A 22,454-nucleotide genomic window follows, 5' to 3' on the forward strand; every position below is an offset into this window, starting at 1 on the left:
ATTATTGCACAAGCCTTAACTTAATTTATCAATGTCTAACCTGAGTTTATGGATGTAATTAAATGATTTTTTAATCGTATATAATTATGTTTTAAAGTCAAAACTAACTTTTTGCATTATATATCTTTTTATGAAGTACTTTTTTTCTATTGTCTTAGTTTTTAGCTTTTTATTCTCGTATTCCCAAAATTCTTTTAAAATTAGTGGCATCGTAAAAGACAGTATAAGTCAAGAAGTGCTTATTTCTTCTACGGTTTATCTCGAACGCCTTAAAGATTCTACAATGGTGTCTTATTCTATTACAGACCAAAACGGTTATTTTGAAATTGAAGATTTTACCAAAGACACGCTACTCAATTTAAACGTGAGTTATACGGGCATGAAAACTTATCAGCAAACCATTAATATCAAAAATTCTCCTATTGATATTGGCACTGTTTTCTTAAACTCAACAACTGATGAGTTAGACGAAGTTACCGTGACAGCCAACCGCTCACCTATTGTTTTCAAAAAAGATACCTTAGAGTTTAATGCGTCTTCGTTTAAAACTCGCGACGGTGCAAACCTTGAAGCTTTACTTAAAAAATTACCAGGTCTTAAAGTTGATGCCGGTGGCAATATAACAGTAAACGGAAAACCAGTTCAACGTATTTTAGTCAACGGTAAATCCTTCTTTGGCGACGACCCGAAAATCGCCACAAAAAATTTACCTAAATCTATCATTGAAAAAATACAAGTAGTCGATACCAAAACCAAACAGCAAGAATTTACTGGCGAAGATGGCGATGCCGAAAACAAAACCATCAACATCACCATAGATGAAGACAAAAACAAAGGCATATTTTCAAGATTGACCCTTGGTGGTGGCACAGATGGTCGATATGCTATGAGCGGTTTTGGAAATTACTTTAAAGACAAAACACGCATCAGTGTTATAGCTGGCTCTAACAACATTAATAGTCCAGGGTTTAGCTTTGATGAAGTCTTTGATATGATGGGTAACGTGAGAAGAGTAACAAGCAATTCAAATGGAAGTTTTGGAATTAATGGAATAAATTTTGGGGGTAATAGTGGCATCACAAAATCTGATAATGTTGGCGTAAGCTATGCTGACGAATGGCCTAACAATCAAGAATTAGAATCGAGCTACTTTTTTGGTTCTAACAAAACCCGAAATGAAACTTCAACACGTCGAGAAAATATTTTGCCTGACAGAACCTTTTTTACCAATTCTGAAAATGCATCGACCAATCGTTCTGACTCTCATCGTGGAACTATTAACTACAGCATAAAACCAGACACCTTAACTCGAATTTCGATTAGACCCAACATCAATATTTCATCGGGAGATAATGAAACTTCTTCTTTTTCGGAATCTTTAAATAGTGACGGAGAGCAAATTAATGAACTCAATACAGAAAACACATCAGAATTTGACAATAAAACTTTCAGCAATAATCTATCTGTTTCTAGAAAATTAAAAACCAAAGGTGCTTACGCGTCTTTACGTTTTAGAAATACTAATACCAATTCAGAAAACAACAGCTTTTTTAACTCCATTAGAGAAATTTTTGGCGACAATCCCAATACTGAAATTCAAAATCAAAACATTCAAAACAACTCTCACCGTGATGAATACAGTATTACAGGAAGTTATAGAAACCTTTTGTTCGATGATTTATTCTACAGCTTGACTTATGAATATGTCAGCGAAAGTGAAAAATCTGAACGAAATGTGTTTGATTTTGATGAAAATACAGGAGAATTTTCAAGCTTAAATGAAGACTTGAGTAACGCATTTACAGTTAGGGCGAATAAGCATATTCCTAAAGCAGGAGTGCGTTTTGACGACGATACTTTAACGGTAAGTGTAAGTGGCGGACTTAACCGCACCGAACTCAAAACCAACAATTTAATTCAAGACGTCAACTTCAATAATGACTTCAATGTTTTTGCTTACAGCGGTTATATTGCTTATCGATTTAAAAACAAATCACGTCTATCCTCTTGGTTCAATAACTCGACTCGAATTCCAAGCGTAAGCCAATTGCAACCCGTTACTATCCAAACCAATCCGCTAAACATTACGTTAGGGAATCCAAACTTAGACGCCTCAGTAGTGCATAACTTTAGTTTAAGTTATAGAAAATATGATTTTAAAACCCGAAGTGGCTACGGTTTTTACTCATACTACAGTTATAATGAAGACCAAGTCGTTTCCGTAACCACAACTGACGACAATTTGGTCAGGACAACCACCTACACCAACCTCAGCGGTGGACAAAATGCCAATTTGAATTTTTATATTGACAAAAGCCTCAAAAAGTCTAAAAATCAAAACGACCGCGAAAACATTACAGCTGGTGGTAACTTCAGCTTTATTTACAACAAAAACCTCGGGTTTTCAAATGCCCAAAACTTTAGAAGCGAATCTTACAGATTTTCTCCATCAATCGATTTTAGATACGAAATTGAAGACCTCATCAATATTGAACCTGAGTTTGGAATCACGCACAATATCACCACATACAACCTTCAACAAAGCCTTGACGAAGAATTTACAAATCTTAATTTCGGGATGGAGTTAACAACCTATTACTATAAAAACGTCACCTTTGGCAACGACATCACCTTCACCAAACTCGGTAATATCAGTTCAGATTTTGACTCTGATTTTTTGTTGTGGAATGTCAGTCTTGGTTACACCTTTGCCGATGAAAAAGCCATCGTTAAATTTAAAGTTTACGACCTTTTAGACCAAAACATCAACACACAAAGAACCACAGGAGACGATTTTATACAAGACACCAATCAACTCATTTTAGAACAGTATTTTATGTTTAGCTTCACCTATAAGTTTAGCAAATTTGGTGGTAAAGACCCAAGTAAATCAAGGCGATTCAATTAAATTTTTCAGGAATCAAGAACCTGCTTCCCGCTATATCTTTTGTGGTAAAATCAAGCATTGAAAACTAAACACCACCGAGTAAAAAACCTACTCCTTAAAAATTAAAACTTCCTTTTTCCCATTTTTATCGATTGATGCTCTAAACATACCAGAAGTATTAAACACCATAGAAATATTACCATCTTTATCTAAAGCGATAATTCCACCATCGCCACCAAGATTTTCTAATTTGTTAAAAATCACATCTTCAGCCGCTTCTTGCAAGCTCACTTTTTTATAAAGCATTTGGGCAGAGATATCGTGAGCTACTGCCAGTCTGATAAAATACTCACCATGACCTGTTGAAGACACGCCACAAGTCGCATTATTAGCGTAAGTTCCTGCACCGATAATGGGCGAATCCCCTATTCTCTTCCAACGTTTATTGGTCATACCGCCCGTTGAAGTTCCTCTGCAATATTGCCATCTTTATCCAAAGCCACACAGCCAACAGTGCCAAATTTTTGGTTTTCCCAGTTGAGTAGAGCTGTTTTATTTTTGGCTCGTTTTAGGGCTTGTAAACGACTTGGCGTAGCAAAATAAGCTGAGTCCATTATTTTAAATCCTCGCCCTTTAGCGAAATTTTCCGCACCACTACCAGACAACAACACGTGTTTAGAATTGACCATAACTTCGTAAGCTAAATTTATGGGATTTTTGATACGAGTAACGCCAGCCACAGCTCCAGCATTTTGAGTTTTGCCATCCATGATAGACGCGTCGAGTTCGTTGTAGCCTTCATGATTAAACACCGCACCTCTGCCAGCATTAAACAAGGGTGAATCTTCCAAAATATTGATGGTTCGTTGTACAGCTTCCAACGCTGATCCTCCTTTTACCAAAATATCATGTCCTGTAGAAATGGCTTCGTCTAATTTAGCTTTATAAAGATTTTGCTTTTCTTCACTCATATTACTTTGTGCCATATATCCTGCTCCGCCGTGAATAACGATGGCAATAGGATTTTCTGGTTTACTACTTTGTTGTTTGTTTTCAGATTTGGAGTCTTGAGTTGGACTTTGACAAGCCCAAAATAGAAGACTGATGACGAGAGATAAAATAAAAGTTTTTTTCATAAAAAATATTTGTTGAGTCTGTGAATGCTAAACTATGGTTTAAAGATAGGATATTTTGAATAAATCTTCTCTATATTTACGCCATGAATCTGATAGACATTATCATCGGCATCATTCTTATTCTTGGTTTTTACAAAGGCTTTAAAAAAGGTTTTGTGTTAGAATTAACCGCTTTATTGGGTTTAATACTTGGCATTGTTGGTGCGTTTTATTTATCAAAAGAACATGGCTTATATATTGGGCAATGGCTAGAATGGGACGATGAATATTTAAGAATTACTACCTTTTTGCTAAGTTTTATAGTCATTGTTATCATTGTTTCTCTCATCGGTAAACTCATCACAAAACTTATTGATTTTGTGGCTTTAAGCTTTTTTAATAAACTGATAGGTGGTTTATTTGGTTTGCTTAAATTTGGTTTACTTTTAAGTATTTTGCTGTTACTTTTTAATGTGATCAACGAGCAAGTTGAAATGGTGTCTGAAGAGACTTTAGAGCAATCGATAACTTATCCTGTACTCAATCAATTTACGGATATCATTTGGCCTAAATTGGTAGAGATGAGTCAAGAACACCAAGATGTGATGAATGCATTGCCTTAAAATAATTGGATTCAAAATCATAAATAACATATAGTTGCTCGTGGGAATATGCTGATTCACTAAGTTTTTAGAAACCAAACATTGATATTCATCATAAATCAAAATTTTTCTAAGATTACAAATCTAATTATACCAAATAGGTGTTGGTTTGCCCAGTTCAAAATTCTGAAATCCGAAATCCTCTGTATCAAAGGAATTAGTATTAAAAATATGGTTTCCTTTTCCAGGAATAATTGGGTAATAAGAGAATGATAACTGAAAGGAATTAAAGACCAAGAAATCGTTTCTGATAACAAAACCAACACGAAATGCAGAATACAATCGGCTTTTTGTAATACTTACGTCTTCATTGCCCAGAAGTGCTGTTGTAATATTCACAAAAGGGTTAAAACGAAAGCCAAGTGCTGCCCAAGGTGAATAAAACTGTGTTTGGAGCGATAGCACAATTTTTTTTGTCCCCACAAGATTACTGGAAAAACCTGGAATTCCAGTATTGTTTTTACGTTGAGCCTGATCGCCGTACACATCTTGATATGGATTGTATTCATCAATGGTTAATCGGTCGCCAATTGAGTTCAATCGGTTGATTCCAATTAACACTTGGGGTTTAATAAACTGACGCATTTTCCAGTTTTCACCCAATGAAATCAGGTTTGTGAAATAATTGGCTTGAAACGAATAAGCTGTTTGCTCGGTCTGTTGTTTTTTAACAAATGTGCCGTATTCAAAACTTGTGCTCAAATATCCCCAGTTGAAATAACGACCATGTGAGATTTTAGCACCCAAATATAATCTGTCTGATTCGTACTTTCGTTGATATCCAAATGTAGTGGCATAAATAGTTCCTATGGGAACGTCCTCTATGATTCCATCGCGAAAAATGTATGCGTCTTGGACAAACTGTCTGGAAGAAACACCAATTGTGCTGAGGGCAAATGTTTCATCACTAAAATAGCCAATGCTGTCAAATTCAACCGTAGGACCTTGTTTGTAATCTAAGCGTAGCAATCGTCCTGAAGTTATAAGATTGGTTGTACGTTCCCTGACAGAAGATCCTTTGAAAATCTGAAAAGAATAACCTCCCCAAACATCCAAAGATTGGTATTTGATATTTTGACTGTTTGTGTTTGTAATTGAATCTTCTTCTATAAAAGGGGCATGTCGAAACTGCTCATCTAGATAAATACCTCCTGCCCATTTGGTTAACGGTGAGTAAAACCGACGGGAAACATCAAAAAATTTTCCATAATAATCATCTAAGTCAATATTATAGCCAATTGAAGTATTGATATACGAATTTTTAAAATTAGGAACCGTATATCGGATGTCGTATCCGTTTTTGCTATCACTCATTCTATGAGAATATTGGTTATTAAATTCATGACCTAGACCTAAAAAATTGCGTTCTTTCAATCTTATTTTATTTTTATCCGTTGATAACGATACAGAAGGTATCAAACTCCATGAATCAAGTACATCCACAAATACATCAATAGAGTCTTTGGAATTAGCACTGTTTTTTATTGTAATTTCAACATTTCTGATATAATTCTGAGCACGGACTAAACGCTCTGACTCCTTAAGTTTAATAATATCTAAAGGAATTTTTTCTTTGATGAGCAAAAGATCGTTAATCGTTCCTTGCTTTGATTTGACATGCATGTTATTTCCTGTTTTTTCAAGCCAAGTGTTGTCGGTTTGGATAGAATCTTTAAAAGAATATCCAAATGGATCGTGCGTTTCAATAGTTATTTTCCTAATGATTTTACCTTCATAATTAGCATAATTTTCCTTTTCATTTTGAGTCGTTTGATTGCTTCTTCTTTTGGTGGTTGGTTTAAAAATAAGTTTATGTAAAAACTTAGTGGACTTAGTTTTTTTTGAATATTTTTCGATGTTCTGGTACATCGAAGAGTCTTGTTGTTCTTCTTTTACTTGTGCAAAAATGGAACTGTAAAAACCAAAAAACAACAATAAGAAAAAAATAGCCTTCAAGTTCATTATCTTTTGAAGCAAACAAATTATAAATTTCAAATGTAATCAAATATTTATTATCCCTTTTTCACGATTGAGTTAACATTAACCCTAACATTTTCTGATTGATAATTCTATTATTTTTAGGTTCAAATATGGAAAAATTCAACAATGAGATATATTAACTTTTAATATTGATAAGAAATTGTATTTTTAGGTAAAATTTTTAGGTTGCAAAATCTGAACTACAACCAATTTCAAATAAATATTTACAAAGTTATTGAAGTTATTTATCCGACTATTAACATTATATAAATAAAATTTAAAATTCTAACATCGATATTTGTATTACAAATTAGAATTATGAAAAAAGCACTTAAAATCATAGGAATAGTCATACTTGTTTTGGTATTAATTTTGTTGATAGCACCTTTTTTATTTCAAAACCAAATTGAACAAAGCATCAAAAAAAGCATCAACAAAAACGTCAATGCACAAGTAGAATGGTCGGCACTTAACTTAAGTTTATTGTCTAATTTTCCTAACGCTAAAGTTGGTTTAGAAAATATTTCAGTTATCAACAACAAACCTTTTGAAGGTGATACTTTATTTTATGCCCAAAATTTTGAACTTAAAATGGGCTTGTTTGAAATTTTTGACACAAGCAACATAAAAGTTGATGGCATCTCAATCAACAAAGCGGTTGTTAACATTAAAACCAATAAAGATGGTATTGCCAATTACGATATTCAAAAACCAACTGAATCTAAAGATAGAGAATCTACAAGCAATTCTTCAGCAGATGAAGGATTTAATTTAGAACTAAGTGCTTACGATATTTCTGACTCTAAAATCATCTATCAAGATGCTGATGCTATGAAGTTGACTTTAGAAGATTTTAATCATTCTGGTCAAGGTGATTTTTCAAAAAACACATTCGTCTTATCTACACAAACCGATTCAAAAATATCTTTTGTTTATGATAGCACGGCTTATCTCAATCAAAATAAAATTGTATTGGATGCAGATTTGGCAATGGATTTAGACCAAATGCGATTTTCATTTAAAGACAATAAAGCTTTAGTCAATCAACTTCCTTTAAAATTTGATGGATTTGTTCAAGTCAATGATGATAACCAAGAATTAGACATCAATTTTACAACACCTGATTCTGATTTCAAAAATCTCTTGGCTTTAGTACCTGAAGAATATGCGGGAAATCTTGACGGAATGTCAACACAAGGCGAATTTAATTTAGATGGTCGCCTGTTCGGTGTGATTGACGACACGCATATTCCTAAAATGACAATCACATTAAACAGTAAAAATGCACAATTTCAATATAAAAATTTACCCAAAAAAGTTGAAAACATCAATATAGACCTTAAACTTATAAACGAAACTGGACTTGTTGAAGATACTGCTATAGATATCAATACTATTGATTTTAGAATTGATAAAGATAGATTTTCTGGTGCGGCAAATTTTAAAAATCTAACCGAAAATATGAAAGTTGATATCACTGCAAAAGGCAAAATCAATTTGAGCAATTTAAGTCAAGCCTATCCTATAGATGCTAAGTTAGATTTAAACGGTATTTTAAATGCAGATTTTGAAACCCATTTTGATATGAATAGTATTGAAAACAAACAATATCAAAATATCAAAAGCAAAGGTCGAATAGAATTGAGCAGTTTTAAATATTCTTCTGAAGAATTAGCCAATCCGTTTGAAATCCAAACAGCTTTGGTCAACTTTAAAGGTGGTAATGCAGAGTTGTCTCAATTTAAAATGAAAACGGGTCAAACCGATCTTCAAGCACAAGGTCAATTAAAAAACCTAATGGGTTATTTGTTTTCTAAAGAAGACTTAAAAGGTCAATTTAAAACCAGTTCAAACAAATTTAATGTCAATGATTTTATGACAGCAACTGCTGAAGAAGACACAAAATCTTCTGGTGCTAAAAACAAAACACCTGATGAAAACAGCAAAACAGAAGAAGCCATAAAAATTCCAAGTCAGTTAGATTTAAGCTTAGATTTTACAGCAAATGAAGTGGTTTACGACAATTATAATTTAAAAAATGCTAAAGGTCAACTCACTATAAAAGACCAAAAAGCAAGTTTAAATAAAATTCAAGCGGATTTATTTGGAGGTCAAGTTTTAGTTGATGGAAACGTTAGCACGAAGTCTAAAACACCAACTTTTGGGATGAAACTTCAATTGCAAAACATTGATATTGCCACTTCAATGCAAGATGTAGAAATGCTCAAAGGTTTTACGCCTATTTTAAAATCTTTAGTCGGTAAAATTACCACAGAATTTGATTTTTCAGGTGATATGACACAAGGCTTGTCTCCTATTCTATCTACGTTAAATGGCAACGGTTTAGCTAATATTATTCAAGCTAAAGTTGAACCCAGCAAAATGCCTTTAACCAACTCTTTAAACAGCAAATTAAATATTATTGATTTGAACAATTTAAAATTAAAAGATGTAGTAACAACTTTTAAGTTTCAAAACGGTGCGGTAAATGTAAATCCTGTCAAATTTAAAATTGATGACATAGAAGTTAACTTACAAGGCAGTCACAGCCTTAATAATGTGATGGATTACGCCGTAAATCTCAAATTACCTGCAAAATATTTTGGTAATGAAATCGGTAGTCAACTCGCTAAGCTAAGCAATACCGAAATGAACAATATGAAAGTTGACTTACCAATTAATATTACTGGAAATTTAAAACAACCTGATTTCAACATTAATATGCAATCTGCTGTCAGCAGTTTAACCAACCAAATCATTCAAAGTCAGAAAGATGAGCTTACTGATAAAGCCAGTGAACAAATTAAAAATCTACTTCATGGAAATTCTAATGACAAAGCTCAAGACAGCACAGCTCAAGGCGGTAACAAAGCTGAAGAAACCATAAAAGACGTGCTTGGTGGCTTACTAGGTGGTAAGAAAAAGAAAGACAAAGACAATTAAAATGAAATATCTAATTGAATTAGAATTTTAATTTTTAGACAGATAGAATGTATAATCAACTACTTCAAGTAATCTTCAGAAAACGATAGAGGCAATAAAGATAACAAAGATTCAACCATTTTAACTTGACCTGATTTTCCCATAAAATAGACGGCTATGGGAGATTTTTGTTTTTGCTCATATTCAGCAATAGCTTGCCGACAAGCTCCACATGGCGGAACGGGTTGTAGATTGTCTTTGCGAATACCACTTGCTGAAATAGCTATAGATTTAATTTTTTGATTTGGGTATTTTGATGCAGATAAAATATAGCTGTACGTTCTGCACACAAACCTGAGGGATATGAAGCATTTTCTTGATTGCTACCCATTATGATTTCTCCATTTTCTAATAAAATTGCTGCTCCAACCTGAAATTGAGAGTACGGTGCGTAAGCTTTATTTCGAGCCGTAACTGCATTGCTCATCAATTCTTGAATTTCAGAATTACATTCAGCTATGCTTTCAAATTCATAAACTGTAGTGATTATTTTAGAAGAACTTGGCATCAAAGCTTATTTTAGTATTCAATATAAGCATTATCACCTATATTAAAAGTTAATGAAAATCTTAAAGTGCCTTCTAAAGGATTTTGAACTGGTGTTGTTGAAAACAAATAAGACGCATCAATATTGATAGAAGAATATTTAAAACCAGCACCAAGCGTCAAAAACTGTCTAAAACCTTTTTCTTCAGATTCGTTAAAGTAACCAACTCTAAAAGCAAAACTATCTTCATACCAATATTCTGCTCCAATGGCCCAAGTTACCTCTTTAAGTTCTTCTGAAAATCCATCAGGTGCATCACCAAAAGAGCTGAAAATTGCAGAAAACTCACCTTCGTTAGCCCAATCATCTTCTCTATTGATAACTCCGTCACCATTAGAATCACTTGGAGTTGGCACCAACAATTTATTGAATTCTACATACAAACCGATAGTATTTGATGGGTCTAAAATAAAATCATGACCTGCACCAAGTTTTAAATTGGTTGGTAAAAAGTTCTCTTGTCCGGCATCATCAAATTTAATTTTGGGTCCTATATTTTGTATAGCACCACCAAAACGCCAACGGCCATTAAAATTATTATAAAACACTTCTTCTCCCCGATAAAAGGCAGAAATATCAGCGACAAAAGTATTAGCTGCAGTCGCATCACCACCTAAACCAGGTATTTTTTGGTCTGACCGAATAAATTTACCAGTAACAGCCATAGAAAATTTTTCGTTTAATCTTAAGGCATAACTCAAATCTACTGCAAATTCGTTAGGCTCAACCTCACGTGGGACTTGGTCTGCTGTTTCTCGTAATTCTACGCCACCTAAACCAAAAAATCGAATACTTCCTGCAAAAGCACTTCTTTGATTGATTCGATTAAAATATGACAATTGACCTAAATTAATATCTGTAACCAATTCTCTTAAATAAGGCGTATAGCCTAAACCAAAACCCGAACGCGTTTCAGAGAATGCATATTTGGCTGGATTCCACTGTTGAGAAAAGGCATCAACTGGCGTTGCAATACCTTGGTCACCCATACCAGATGATCGTGCATCTCCAGCAATTAATAAAAACGGTACAGCAGTTGTAATGACTCGTCGTGGTTCTTCTTGTGAAAAAGATTTTGAAATTGTCCCTAGAGACAAAAGAACTATAAATAGATGTTTGTATTTCATAAAATAAAAATTAAGGCAAATATATAATTATGTAGCTATAGCTTAACGAGTTTTTCAAATTTTTCTACTTTTTTATTGATATTAGGCGATTCAACCGTCAATTTATAAACATAAACCCCTTTACCAATTTGGTCTCCAAAATCATCACGTCCATCCCATGTGATTTCTCGGGCAAGAAAACTATCGGTTGTAATGGTTTCATTGTGTGTCCAAACAACTTTTCCTGTAACTGTAAATACCTGAACTTGAACATTTAAAGGCACAAAAGGTTGGTTGTGATGAAACCAAAATTCAGTATAATTGACAAATGGATTTGGATAATTTAAAACTCTGGTAATATCTAACCCATCAGAAGAAGCAACTCTAAATTGAATATCGGCAGTTGATGAATTGTTGTAAACATCCCAAGCTTTAAAGCTTAAGGTATGCGACCCATCTTCTAAATCTCTGAGTTTATAAACAACTTCTCCTGAAGTAAAATCATCAACATCAGCTTTGTAAAATTCATTGAGCACCATGGGGTTAGATTCGTCGCCATCCAAATAAGCAATGATATCATGACCTATACCACCAGCGGTGTTGATACCATTTTCATCTTGTAGTTTAGATATCAAAAACGGAGCATTGTCAGTAATTTCTCCATCAACAAAAGACTCATCATTCATAAACAATTGAATTTGTGGCCCTTGGTTATCTTCGGGTGCATTTTCGTTGATATCACCAATTAAGATATCGTTACTATATCCAGATTGATCTTCTAGCACATTGTTTCTCAAGGCATAAAAACTTACTCTTCCGTTTCCTACAGGAATTTGAGTATCTTTAGGTAATACAAATTCAATATCAAATTTACCGTTATTTACACTGGCTTGACCACTAAAAAGAACTTCGCCTAAGGTTGTAAAATCCATTATCAAAAGCTCTCCTTGCGAGTTTGTGGTGTTGTCATTTGCTAGAGTAGAGCGTTGAATACGCTTGTCAAATAAAGTTGTAGAAACAACACCATTATAGTTGGATATTATATTACCGCCGTCATCGACAATTTCACCTGAAAATTTATTTTGACTTAGAGCTTTTAAAGTGTCAGTAAATTGGTTCAAAGGCGTATCATTTATATGGGTTAAACGCACATTCGGTTTTGGAAATGGTATATGTAAAGCGGGATCGCCAATGTAAAATACAATTCGGCGTCCGTTTGTTCCTAAAATATTTTTAGCCAATCTTACAGCTTCACCAACAGAGATTCTGTTTTCATCATAATCAAATAAAAATGGTGCCAATTCTCGATTAAAACTTACACCATCACTGACAGAAATGGCTCGTGTTGTGCTAATCATACTTACTGGACCACCTTGCGGATTGCGATAAGAAAGTTCGCCAGCCGTTATTCTTAAAGGATTATCAAATCTGGTAAACTCACATGTTACCGTTAAAAATACATTATAGCGATTAGGGTTTTGCCAAGACTCAACGTTGGATTGAGTAACAATTCGCTCTTGTGCCAAACCATCTTCACCACCGTGACCAAAATAGTTTAAAACAGTTGCTCCTACTTCAACTTGATCTGAAATTGCAAGATTGACTTTAGGATAGCGATCGCCACCAGCAGAAGACTGTTGTTGAAAAGCATCACTATGTATTTTTTTGACATTAATGTTGGGTTTATTTTCTGAAATTTCATCACCCAAATTATCGAGATTAACTTCAATAGTCGCATATTCCCAATTTTGATCAACATCATCAGACACTAATATAAAGTTGTTTCGCCAATTATCATAAGAAGGTCTAGTTTCATAATCCATAATTTTGTCAATAGCTTCTCTTGCTTGTTGCTGGGTATCTACAACAATTCTTCCAACGGCAAAATCCATTTTGTTAGCAGAATTCATATCGCCTTCGTTAGCATCCATCATAGTGTAGAAATCATCAGACATAAATGAAGATACCGTGGTTGCAAAGCTGTTGTAACTTTGAAAAGTAGGCAAGATATTGTTATTGCCTTGCAATCTGTTTTTATAATCAACTGATGCATCTCCTATCAAGCATAAATATTTTAGTCTATTTTCTTGAGATGATGCATTATCGTAAACATATTTAAGAAAATTTCTTATGGCAACAATATCTGGTTTTCCTGAAGAAAATTCAGTATAAATTGATTGCAAATCAACGACTTTTACGTTGAGTCCATTTTGGTTTCGTCTAAAGTTTGCAAGTCGGTTGGCGTGAGAGAGAAAATCATTTCTAGCAATAATAATGTAATCTACATCTTGAAAATTACCTTGATTATCATCAAAAATAGTTCCTTTTAAATTTTGGTTATTGACAATTTTATTAGATTCATCAATCAAAGGTTGAAAATAATCATCCGGTGAAATCGCTATAAATTTAGAATTTTGATCATGTGAAGTTACATAAGAAAAATTTTCGTTTGCATCTGTATTTTGGTATGTTGAAATATCTGTCAAGCCATTGATTTTCCAGACTTGGGAGATGTTTGATGCATTAACTAAATTATATTGTATCACATTGGCATTAGGGCTTATTTCTAGATTTTGAAATTGAAATTGCTCATTGTCAGCTCTTAATTCTCTCTTAGCTCTTAATCTTATATAATCCAAAAAACCTCTTGTCGCTGGATTGCCATTTTTATTGTAGGTTAATTTTACAGTTACAGAGTCAGAGTTGACATTAGTTTGACTGATTATGTCATTACCATTTGAAGGCAAGTCGTCACCTACTGGGCTAATATTAATGGTGTTTACTTCATTTCCATTTATTGAAATTGAAAAACTACTTTGAACTTCAGAAATAGCACCAAACTTTATATCATATCTTAAAGGCTTTGAAGTTATGAGGTTTTTAAATTCAAAGCCAAATTCTTTTTCTGTTTCAATATCAAATCTATCACCAAACCAACGCCTTCCAACTAAGGACAAGCTTGTTTCATCAACTTCGTGAAATTGAAATTCATCAAATTCGTTGATGATTTCATCGGGATTGCCAGACAAACTTTGTTGAGGCTGAACGCGATTTGGAGTTTCATTGTTTAAAGTTACATAATAATAAGCTTTATCGGCATAAGCGTTAATATGGGTTTGACTTTCTTCATTCCAAACCTGGGTTGATTCAGCATACATTAAAATAAAATCACCAGAATCAAAACGTCCATCACCGCCGTCAAAAACTTGAATCGGTAATTGAGGCGGATCATAGTATTCATTTTCTGAATTGAGAAGTGGCAACATAGCTCCGCCGTGACTGTAAATCTTAATCGCATCTGAACTTGCATTATTCAAGTCTAACCCCAATTGAGACAAAAAATTATGACTTAGCTTATAAACTCCAGTTTTATCAACATAAAATTTAAACCAATTACCTTGTTCCAAAATAGAATTTTGAACATTTATGCTATTTGATTCTATATTTGATGCTATACTTGAGATAGTTCTGTTTTGGCTTATATCGAGTTGATAAGATACCAATCGTTTTACCACACCATTTTCCTTTAAATAAGGATTAAAGCTTATTGTTATGGTGTTTTGACCTCTGGCTTTAGAAAGATTTAGATCGTATGCAAATTCTTTTTGAAAAGCTTCTACGCGATCAAGAGATCGAGAATCCACTGTTTCAAATTGGAGATCTGAAAGTTGATAATTAGCGTTAGGCAAGCCGGTTAAAGTTCTGGAATAGATTATTTTTTTTTCTCGATAATCGTATGAAAAATATTTGTCATCAAAAGCTGAAACAAGAATAGTTTTATCTTGTTGTGTAGATATGTTTTTCTTTTGTGACCAATTGATAGTGAAGCTTTTGTTTTGAGCCAATAATAAAGAGGTCGAACTAAAAAAGAAAATCAATAAATATTTAAATTTCATAGTCAATTTAAACCTTGTGTAAAGCATAAACGCAAATATATCAAAGGTAGTATTATTAATGTGTAAAGTTTTTTTTTATTCAAAACTTAAATGCATAAAATATTGTTGTTAATACGTCGTTAATTATTATATTGCGAACCTATTTTAGAAATTTTATAGAAATATGACAGATTTAAAGAAAATTCGATTGATGATTTCTGTGTGCTTATGTGTTTTGTTGATTTCATGTAATAATACAAGAAATTATGACAAAACATCAAGAGCTACAGGTGTTGATATAACTGGTCGCAAAGGCGGACCTAAGTTTATTAAAGACTTTGTTGACGATACGCCTGGTCCAGGTCTTATAGCTATCAAAGGTGGAACTTTTACTATGGGACAAGTTCGAGATGATGTGATGCACGAGTGGAATAATATTCCAACCCAACAACATGTTCAATCTTTTTATATGGACGAAACTGAAGTTACCAACAATATGTATCTTCAGTATTTGTATTGGTTAAAGTCTAAATTTCCTCCTACAAATCAAAATTATAAAAACATCTACTCAGGAGCTCTTCCAGACACATTAGTTTGGAGAAATCCTCTTGGTTTTAACGAGAGTATGGTTAAGAACTATCTCCGGCATCCATCTTATGCTAAATATCCAGTGGTTGGTGTAAATTGGATACAAGCTACAGAATTTAGTGAATGGCGAACAAATAGAGTAAATGAAAGAAGACTTGATGAAGAAGGCTATACAAAAAAAGATATTACCTACAGTATTAGCGATACTGTACCAGCATTTTCTACTGAAACTTATCTTGCTGCTCCTACAAAAGCCTATGGTGGTAATGAAGAAATCCTTACAGGAGGTAAAGTTTCTCAAAACAAATTAAAAAGAGATAGCACAAGCGGAAAGTTCGTCAATAAAAAAGATGGTGTATTGCTACCAGCAGAATACAGATTACCTACAGAAGCAGAATGGGAGTTTGTCGCACTTGGTCTATCGTCTGTAAGAGAATACAATTCATATAGAGGAAAGAAAAAATATCCATGGGATGGAAAATACACCCGTTCTGGTAACAAAAGAACAATTGGAGACCAAAAAGCTAACTTTAAGCAAGGAGCTGGTGATTATGGCGGAATTGCAGGTTGGAGCGACGATAATGCCTCTTACACCGCACCTATAAAATCTTATGAACCAAATGATTTCGGATTATATGATATGGCTGGTAATGTTGCAGAATGGGTCGCTGATGTTTACAGACCAAAAATTGATAATGAATTTAATGATTTCAATTATTTTAGAGGTAATGTTTATACAAAATATGTAATCAATGAAGATGGCACCGTTGAAATTTTAAATCCTAACGAAGTGCAATACGATACTTTAAGCGATGGGAAAATTGTTTATAGAAGTCTTCCAGGTTAAATCAAAAAAGAACCAATTGATGATAAAGAAACTTATCTAAGAACTCAGTTTAACAGAGCTGATAATATAGATTTTAGAGATGGTGACAAACAGTCGTCAAGATATTTTGGTTTAGCTAATGAATTAACCGATGACCAAAGAATGTATAATTCACCTAAACACAAAATTGAAGCTGATTCAACAAAACTCATTAGAGAATATGACAAAAGCGACAACAGAACTACGCTTATCAACAACAAAATACGTGTTATAAAAGGTGGTTCTTGGAGAGATAGAGCCTATTGGTTAGATCCTGCCCAAAGACGATTTTATCCTCAAGATATGTCAACAGACTATATTGGGTTTAGAAATGCTATGTCTATGTCTGGCTCAACACCTTTGCTTAACCAAAAAACTAGAAACTAATAATATTAAGTTTTAAAATAAAAAAAAGCCCTAATTTTGAGTTAGGGCTTTTTTTATGATTACAATTTATTAAACATGAATTTAAAACAACTTCATCAACTCTATCTCAGTAGCAATGGCATTTGCACAGATACCAGACAAATAAAACCTAAAGAAATTTTTGTTGCATTAAAAGGTCACAATTTTAATGGGAATAAGTATGCTGATGAAGCACTTAAAAAAGGAGCATTAAAAGCCATAGTCGATGAAGACTTTAAAGATATGACCCATAAAATTAAAGTTAGCAACTCTTTAAAAACCCTTCAAGATTTGGCCAGTTTTCATAGAGATTTTCTTCAAATTCCTATTATTGGCATAACGGGTAGCAATGGCAAAACAACCACCAAAAGACTGATTCATGCTGTATTAGAACAAAAATTTAATGTACAATCAACTGAAGGTAACTTAAACAACCATATCGGTGTGCCTCTAAGCCTTTTAAAATTAAACGAAAATACTGAAATTGGTATTATAGAAATGGGTGCTAATCATAAAAAAGAAATTGCATTTTTATCTGAAATTGCAAAGCCCGATTTTGGTTATATCACCAATTTTGGCAAAGCTCATCTCGAAGGTTTTGGCGGTGTAAAAGGTGTGATTAAAGGGAAAAGTGAACTCTACGATTTTTTAAAAAAACATAAAAAATTAGTTTTCGTCAATGCAGATGATAAAAAACAAATGATGAAACTCAGAAATGCAAAAATATATAGTTTTGGCGAAGCTAAACACGCTGACTTAAATATTTATTTTAAATCGGCTAATCCCTTTGTAGAACTTGAATTTGAAGGTGTTAGTGTTAAATCAAAATTAATTGGCGAATACAACTTCAAAAATATTGTCATAGCGGTTGGAATTGGCTATTATTTTGATGTGCCAGTTTTAAAAATTAAAAGTGCCATTCAAAATTTTGAAGCCAAAGACAATCGCTCTCAAATTAAAATCACTTCTTACAACACTCTAATCTCAGACGCTTACAACGCCAACCCTTCAAGTATGGAAGTAGCTCTCAAAAGTTTTGACGCTTACCAATCTGACTATAAAGTTGCTATTCTCGGTGATATGTTTGAGTTGGGTAAAAATCAACTCGAAGAACATCAGCATATAGCAAAGCTTGCTACTGATCTCAATATCGACAGAGTGATATTCTGTGGTGAAATTTTTAACGAAGCATTAGATTCTGATAAATTTGAAGTGTTTAAAAACTTTGATAATTTAAAACAAAATTTACATAAACACCCCATAAAAAAAGCTCACATTCTTATCAAAGCTTCTCGTGGTATGGCTTTAGAACGCTTACACGATATTTTGTAAAATGGCATCAAAAGTTAGCCTTAAAGACATCAATAAAATTGCTATTCCAGCTATCATAGCAGGTATAGCTGAGCCACTTATTTCGCTAACAGATATTGCTATTATAGGTAACGTTGAAAAAAATCCAGTTGAAGCTCTTGCGACAGTTGGTTTGGTCGGTTCATTTTTAAGTGCTATTATTTGGATTTTAGCTCAAACCAAAACCGCTATCTCTGCCTTGGTTTCTCAACATCTCGGAGCCAAAAGACTACACGCAGTAAAAACGCTTGTACCGCAAACCATTGCTTTAAATTTTCTGTTGAGTTTATTGATTTACGCCATCACAGCTCTACTTGCAGAATATATTTTTAAATTATATCAAGCCGATGGTTTAATTCTTAGCTATGCCAAATCTTATTACCGCATCAGGGCTTTAGGCTTTCCTTTAACCTTGGTCACTTTTGCTATTTTTGGCGTGTTTAGAGGTTTACAAAACACCTCTTGGGCTATGCGTTGTAGCTTAACTGGTGGTGCAGTGAATGTGGTTTTAACCTATATTTTGGTATATGGTATTGATGGAGTTTTTGAAGGTTTTCATCTCGCTGGTCTTGCTATAGCAAGTTTATTTGCTCAATTAGTTATGCTGATTATGGCTTTGTACTATTTTTTTAAAAAGACACCGTTTCATCTTAAGTTGAGTTTTAAAATTAATCCTTTGCTCAAACCTTTAATCAAAATGAGTTTGAATTTATTTTTAAGAACTCTTTCATTAAATGTAGCCATTTATGTTGCCAATGCTTATGCCACAGGATACGGCAATAATTATATCGCCGCTCAAAGTATTTTGATGAATATTTGGTTGTTTTTCTCCTTCTTTATAGATGGATTTGCTAATGCTGGAAATGCTATTGGCGGTAAATTACTCGGCGAAAAAAACTACAAATCTTTATGGTATTTAAGCATTGATATTTCAAAATATGCCATTGTCGTTGCGGGTTTTCTGATTTTGATTTGCAGTATTTTATATCAACCTATCGGACTCATATTCAACAAAGACCAAGAGGTGTTAAGTTTGTTTTATCAAGTGTTTTGGGTGGTTTTGTTGATGCAACTTGTGAATGCTTTAGCCTTTGTTTTTGATGGTATTTTTAAAGGTCTCGGTGAAGCCAAGTTTTTAAGAAATATTCTAATTATCGCAACATTTTTAGGCTTTATCCCTACTCTACTCATAGCTGATTACTTTGGACTAAAACTCTACGCCATCTGGATTGCGTTTTTTGTATGGATGCTTATTAGAAGTTTGACCTTGATTTTTAAATTTAGAATATCATATTTAGACCAAGCTTAACGGATTTATCAACAGTTTAACAAATGCTTATAAGCACTTTCCATAGAATTCTTTTATTTTAGTGATATGAATTTTAAACTTAAACAAAGCGGTTACAGATTTGAAGCATACAAGGATGAAGATGTATCGATATTTGAAAAATTATTCGATATTTTTAAAGAACTCATCACTTACACTTCTGGTGATTTTGATGAAGCCATTGATTGGCTCAAAGCCTTAGACAAAGAATATAATCTCACAACCGATGATTACACCATAGATGATTTTATAGAAGATTTAAAGAAAAAAGGTTACATCAAAGAAGAAATAAAACCCAATGGTGGAAATAAAATTTCTATAACTGACAAAACAGAACAAGCTATTAGAAAAAGAGCACTCGAACAAATATTTGGTAAACTTAAAAAAAGTGCTTCGGGTCAACATCAAACTCACATCAAAGGTCTTCACGGAGAACCTTCAGGCGATTTGAGAGCTTACGAATTTGGTGATGCTTTAGATAGAATTTCACTTACAGAAAGTTTTAAAAACGCACAATCCAGACAAGGATTGTCAAACTTCAATCTCACTGAAGAAGATTTGGTGGTTCAAGATAGCTATCACCGCACACAAATGAGTACAGTTTTGATGATAGACATCAGCCACAGTATGATTTTATATGGTGAAGATCGCATTACTCCTGCCAAAAAAGTGGCTATGGCACTCGCAGAACTAATCACCACAAGATATCCAAAAGATTCTTTGGACATCATTGTTTTTGGGAATGATGCGTACTATATAAAAATAAAAGATTTACCTTATCTCAATGTTGGTCCTTATCACACCAACACTGTAGCTGGACTTCAACTGTCAATGGATTTGCTCAGACGCAAACGCCAAGCCAACAAACAAATCTTTATGATTACCGATGGTAAGCCCAGTTGCTTAAAAATGGCCGATGGCACCTATTATAAAAACAGTGCTGGTCTTGACCCATTTATTACAGGAAAATGCTATAATATGGCGACTCAAGCCAGAAAACTCAATATCCCAATCACCACCTTTATGATTACTTCTGACCCTTATTTACAACAATTTGTCGATCAGTTTACAAAATCAAATAAAGGTAAAGCTTTCTATTCTGGACTTAAAGGTTTGGGTGAATTGGTTTTTAGAGATTACGAACAAAATAGAAATAAACGAACACAATAATATGAATATACAAAATATCAAAACCTTAGGTGAACTTAAATCTAAAGGCTACAAATCTCAATCTGTAAAAGATGAATTGAGAAATAACTTAATCAAAAATATAAAAAATAATGTCAATAGTTTTGAAGGCATAATTGGTTATGAAAACACTGTAATTCCACAAGTTGAACGTGCCATATTATCAAAACACAATATCAATCTTTTAGGGTTACGAGGTCAAGCCAAAACTATGATTGCTCGTAAATTGATCGGTTTATTAGATGAGTTTATTCCAGTTGTTAAAGGTTCAGAAATCAACGATGATCCATTACAGCCAATCTCAAGATATGCACAAGAAATTATTGAAAAACACAAAGATGATACTCCAATTGAATGGCTTCATCGCAAGGATAGGTTTTCTGAAAAATTGACCACACCAGATGTTAGCGTAGCCGACTTAATTGGCGATATTGACCCTATCAAAGCAGCTAACCTAAAACTGAGCTACGCTGACGACCGCGTGATTCACTTTGGAATGATACCACGTGCAAACCGTTGTATATTTGTCATCAATGAATTACCAGATTTACAAGCCAGAATTCAAGTGGCTTTATTTAATATTTTGCAAGAAGGCGATTTGCAAATCAGAGGGTTTAAGTTTAGGTTTCCGATGGAAATTCAATTTGTATTTACAGCCAATCCAGAAGATTATACCAATAGAGGCAGTATTGTCACACCATTAAAAGATAGAATTGGTTCGCAAATATTGACCCATTATCCTAAAAATATTGAGATAGCCAAAGATATTACCCAACAGGAAATCAACATTTCAGAAAATCAAAATCACATTCATGTTTCTGAAATTGCAAAATTATTATTAGAACAAATCAGTTTTGAGGCTAGAAAAAGTGAATATATAGATGTCAAAAGTGGTATCAGTGCAAGATTGAGCATCAGTGCTTACGAAAATCTGGTCAGCACAGCCGAAAGACGAGCTATGATTAACGATGAAAAAGAAACTCACATCAGACTTGCTGATTTTAATGGTATTTTACCAGCCATAACAGGTAAAGTAGAATTGCTCTATGAAGGCGAGCAAGAAGGCGTAGAATATGTTGCTCAAGGTTTAATTGACACCGCTATATTACGCCTTTATAATGTGTATTTTCCTGAAATTAAAAAGCTTGAAAAAGACGAAGACAAAAAACCATACCAAGATATTATTAAGTGGTTTACCGAAAATGAAGGTTTAGAAATTTTAGACGATAGCCCTGATAGCTTGTATCAAGAGAAATTATCAAAAGTAAAACCATTAAAGCTCTTTGTTCAAAAATATATTAAAAATCTACAAGACTCTGATTTATATTTTTATATGGAAATGGTATTATGGGCTTTAACCATTCACAAAAAATTAAGCAAGCATCGTTTTGACCAAGGCAATCAATTTGAAGATTTGTTTGGAGATTTTATAAAAGGGATATAAAGCAAAAAACAATCTCAAAATTCCAATAATTGCCGAACCCTAAATAATTTTAGACCTCACAGGTTTTAGAAACCTGTGAGGTCTATTAAATATTGTCAATCAGAACTCATTTCAGATTCTGATGGGTTCTGAA

Annotated in this window: 10 protein-coding genes and 3 pseudogenes; 8 read left to right on the forward strand and 5 right to left on the reverse strand. The window is 33.4% G+C overall.

Going from position 1 to position 22,454, the window contains the following annotated elements:
* Positions 1 to 130: 130 nt before the first annotated feature.
* Positions 131 to 2,908, forward strand: a complete 2,778-nt coding sequence (locus IGB25_RS05905; RefSeq protein ID WP_211066573.1) for an outer membrane beta-barrel protein — start codon at positions 131 to 133, stop codon at positions 2,906 to 2,908.
* Between the two features lie 87 nt (positions 2,909 to 2,995).
* On the opposite strand, the pseudogene IGB25_RS05910 reads toward IGB25_RS05905, so the two are convergent.
* Positions 2,996 to 4,023 (reverse strand): annotated as a pseudogene (locus tag IGB25_RS05910) (isoaspartyl peptidase/L-asparaginase family protein).
* An 83-nt stretch (positions 4,024 to 4,106) separates the two neighbouring features.
* On the opposite strand from IGB25_RS05910, the gene IGB25_RS05915 reads away from it, so the two are divergent.
* Positions 4,107 to 4,625, forward strand: coding sequence for a CvpA family protein (locus IGB25_RS05915; RefSeq protein WP_211066574.1), 519 nt, complete (start codon positions 4,107 to 4,109; stop codon positions 4,623 to 4,625).
* Between the two features lie 123 nt (positions 4,626 to 4,748).
* On the opposite strand, the gene IGB25_RS05920 is transcribed toward IGB25_RS05915, so the two are convergent.
* Positions 4,749 to 6,533 carry a hypothetical protein gene (locus IGB25_RS05920; RefSeq protein ID WP_247653648.1) on the reverse strand — a complete coding sequence of 595 codons (1,785 nt, stop codon included), beginning with the start codon at positions 6,531 to 6,533 and terminating at the stop codon, positions 4,749 to 4,751.
* A gap of 429 nt (positions 6,534 to 6,962) precedes the next feature.
* Between IGB25_RS05920 and IGB25_RS05925 the strand changes: the two genes are divergently transcribed.
* Positions 6,963 to 9,587 (forward strand): AsmA-like C-terminal region-containing protein, encoded by a 2,625-nt coding sequence (locus IGB25_RS05925; RefSeq protein WP_211066576.1) that lies wholly within the window; start codon positions 6,963 to 6,965, stop codon positions 9,585 to 9,587.
* Positions 9,588 to 9,646: 59 nt separating this feature from the next.
* Here the strand turns inward: IGB25_RS05925 and cdd are convergent.
* The 3 genes and pseudogenes from cdd to porU form a co-directional block, all read right to left on the reverse strand.
* Positions 9,647 to 10,134 (reverse strand): annotated as a pseudogene (cdd, locus tag IGB25_RS05930) (cytidine deaminase).
* A gap of 11 nt (positions 10,135 to 10,145) precedes the next feature.
* Positions 10,146 to 11,300: a type IX secretion system outer membrane channel protein PorV gene (gene porV / locus IGB25_RS05935; RefSeq protein WP_211066577.1), complete on the reverse strand. Its 1,155-nt coding sequence runs from the start codon at positions 11,298 to 11,300 to the stop codon at positions 10,146 to 10,148.
* 35 nt (positions 11,301 to 11,335) lie between these two features.
* On the reverse strand, positions 11,336 to 15,175 hold the full coding sequence (gene porU / locus IGB25_RS05940; RefSeq protein ID WP_211066578.1) for a type IX secretion system sortase PorU: 3,840 nt from the start codon (positions 15,173 to 15,175) through the stop codon (positions 11,336 to 11,338).
* Positions 15,176 to 15,338: 163 nt separating this feature from the next.
* Between porU and gldJ the strand changes: the two are divergent.
* The 5 genes and pseudogenes from gldJ to IGB25_RS05965 all read left to right on the forward strand — a co-directional run bounded on the left by gldJ (position 15,339) and on the right by IGB25_RS05965 (position 22,321).
* Positions 15,339 to 16,994, forward strand: a pseudogene (gene gldJ, locus IGB25_RS05945) (gliding motility lipoprotein GldJ).
* A 75-nt stretch (positions 16,995 to 17,069) separates the two neighbouring features.
* Positions 17,070 to 18,344: a UDP-N-acetylmuramoyl-tripeptide--D-alanyl-D-alanine ligase gene (gene murF / locus IGB25_RS05950; RefSeq protein ID WP_211066579.1), complete on the forward strand. Its 1,275-nt coding sequence runs from the start codon at positions 17,070 to 17,072 to the stop codon at positions 18,342 to 18,344.
* Between the two features lies 1 nt (position 18,345).
* Entirely contained in the window at positions 18,346 to 19,671 is a 1,326-nt protein-coding gene (locus tag IGB25_RS05955; protein ID WP_211066580.1) for an MATE family efflux transporter, read from the forward strand.
* 66 nt (positions 19,672 to 19,737) lie between these two features.
* Positions 19,738 to 20,859 carry a VWA domain-containing protein gene (locus IGB25_RS05960; protein WP_211066581.1) on the forward strand — a complete coding sequence of 374 codons (1,122 nt, stop codon included), beginning with the start codon at positions 19,738 to 19,740 and terminating at the stop codon, positions 20,857 to 20,859.
* Position 20,860: 1 nt separating this feature from the next.
* Positions 20,861 to 22,321, forward strand: a complete 1,461-nt coding sequence (locus tag IGB25_RS05965; protein WP_211066582.1) for a magnesium chelatase — start codon at positions 20,861 to 20,863, stop codon at positions 22,319 to 22,321.
* Positions 22,322 to 22,454 lie beyond the last annotated feature (133 nt).

This window comes from Flavobacterium sp. CS20 (assembly GCF_018080005.1).
In the GTDB taxonomy this organism is placed as follows: Bacteria; Bacteroidota; Bacteroidia; order Flavobacteriales; family Flavobacteriaceae; genus Psychroflexus.

What these genes read in the sequence shown, in the direction of transcription:
- IGB25_RS05905 (WP_211066573.1), top strand. Translation starts at nt 131, where the DNA reads ATGAAGTACTTTTTTTCTATTGTCTTAGTTTTTAGCTTTTTATTCTCG.
- IGB25_RS05915 (WP_211066574.1), top strand. Translation starts at nt 4,107, where the DNA reads ATGAATCTGATAGACATTATCATCGGCATCATTCTTATTCTTGGTTTT.
- IGB25_RS05920 (WP_247653648.1), bottom strand. Translation starts at nt 6,533, where the DNA reads ATGTACCAGAACATCGAAAAATATTCAAAAAAAACTAAGTCCACTAAG.
- IGB25_RS05925 (WP_211066576.1), top strand. Translation starts at nt 6,963, where the DNA reads ATGAAAAAAGCACTTAAAATCATAGGAATAGTCATACTTGTTTTGGTA.
- porV (WP_211066577.1), bottom strand. Translation starts at nt 11,300, where the DNA reads ATGAAATACAAACATCTATTTATAGTTCTTTTGTCTCTAGGGACAATT.
- porU (WP_211066578.1), bottom strand. Translation starts at nt 15,175, where the DNA reads ATGAAATTTAAATATTTATTGATTTTCTTTTTTAGTTCGACCTCTTTA.
- murF (WP_211066579.1), top strand. Translation starts at nt 17,070, where the DNA reads ATGAATTTAAAACAACTTCATCAACTCTATCTCAGTAGCAATGGCATT.
- IGB25_RS05955 (WP_211066580.1), top strand. Translation starts at nt 18,346, where the DNA reads ATGGCATCAAAAGTTAGCCTTAAAGACATCAATAAAATTGCTATTCCA.
- IGB25_RS05960 (WP_211066581.1), top strand. Translation starts at nt 19,738, where the DNA reads ATGAATTTTAAACTTAAACAAAGCGGTTACAGATTTGAAGCATACAAG.
- IGB25_RS05965 (WP_211066582.1), top strand. Translation starts at nt 20,861, where the DNA reads ATGAATATACAAAATATCAAAACCTTAGGTGAACTTAAATCTAAAGGC.